This is a genomic window from Rhizobium chutanense (assembly GCF_002531935.1).
In the GTDB taxonomy this organism is placed as follows: Bacteria; Pseudomonadota; Alphaproteobacteria; order Rhizobiales; family Rhizobiaceae; genus Rhizobium; species Rhizobium chutanense.
The window spans coordinates 1-1,491 of the sequence record NZ_NWSV01000079.1 but is presented as its reverse complement, the minus strand read 5'-3'; the positions used below and the strand labels follow the sequence as shown (position 1 = coordinate 1,491).

Sequence of the window (1,491 nt, the reverse complement as noted above, 5' to 3'; positions counted from 1 at the left end):
GCTGATCACTGCCGTTGAGCCGGCTCGCTATGCTCTCCCTACCCCTGGTTTGCAGCCAATCACTAAACTTTCGTTGATTGCTGGCCAGTCTCCAGACGACTCTCCTCTTGGAAGTCGAGGCCGATCCGAGCTTGCTCAGCTCTTCGTTGGCCAAGGCATCAATCATGAGGGCGTCGTCGGGATAAGGATGATGCTGTTTCAACTGCGACTCAGCGCCTAGATACTGCCGCAGCCGATCGAGACTCACGTTTATTTTTACTTCAACGTTAGTAGTAAATTCCCTAAAATCGTCCTTCAACGACCGTTGCTGCTCATCACTGCCAGTCAGGCGACTGCTTATGCTCCCCCGACCATTCTTTCGGAGCCAATTACTAAACCTCCGTTGATTGCTGGCCAGATTCAAGACGCCTTTCCTCTTGGAAGTCGAGTCCGGTCCGAGCTTGCTCAGCTCTTCATTGGCGAAGCCATCAATCATGCGGGTGTCGTCGGGATAAGGATCATGCTGTTTCAACTGCGACTCGGCGCCTAGATACTGTCGCAGCCGATCGAAACCCACGCTTATTTTTACTTCAACGTTAGTAGTAAATTCCCTAAAATCGTCCTTCAACGACCGTTGCTGCTCATCACTGCCAGTCAGGCGACTGCTTATGCTCCCCCGACCATTCTTTTGGAGCCAATCACTAAACCTCCGTTGATTTATCGCCATATTCTGGACAACTTTCCTCTTGGAAGTCGAGTCCGGTCCGAGCTTGCTCAGCTCTTCGTTGGCCAAGCCATCAATCATGAGGGCGTCGTCGGGATAAGGATTATGCTGTTTCAACTGGGACTCGGCGCCTAGATACTGCCGCAGCCGATCTAAACTCACGACCACTTTTCCCTCGGCCTCGGTAAATTTCCTAAAATCCTCCTGCAACGACCGTTGCTGCTGATCAGTACCCGTGAGTCGGCTGACTATGCTCCCCCTACCCTCCCTTTTGAGCCAATCGCTAAACTTTCGTTGGTTACTGGCATTTTTCTGAGAAATCGAGACCGGTCCGAACTTACTCAGCTCTTCCTTGGCCAAGCTATCAATGACGCGGGCGTCATCGGGATAGGGATCATGAATTCGGCGGCCCATCAGGCGCGGCCCAGCTCCAACGGCTTGGAGTTCTTGCCCCTCAGGTCCGAGCCTCCTGAAATGAGACAGCGCTGAGTTAAGACGGTTCTGATCGTCCTCACCGCTTGCCCAATAATCCGCGATATCAACGGCTAGTGAATCTGGATCGTTTAAAAACCGAGAAGCCATCGAATCTCTGTTTGCTGCTCGGAGCCAACGAGCGAACCTCCTAAGAATCCCTAAATTGTTCTCGACGGTAGCCTCGGGAACCCTTCCGTCCCCTCGGCCGATGCTACCGTCGGGTAGAATTTCATAGCCTCGGACTGCTTCCGCGAACTGGTTGATGCGGGTCTCGTCATCGGGATGCATGTCCCGGTCGGCGGGGCGACCACGCT

Annotated in this window: 1 pseudogene; it reads right to left on the bottom strand. The window is 53.4% G+C overall.

From position 1 onward, the window contains the following. A pseudogene (locus CO666_RS33365) lies at positions 1–1,285 on the bottom strand (Ulp1 family isopeptidase); the annotation flags it as partial. Positions 1,286–1,491: the final 206 nt, after the last annotated feature.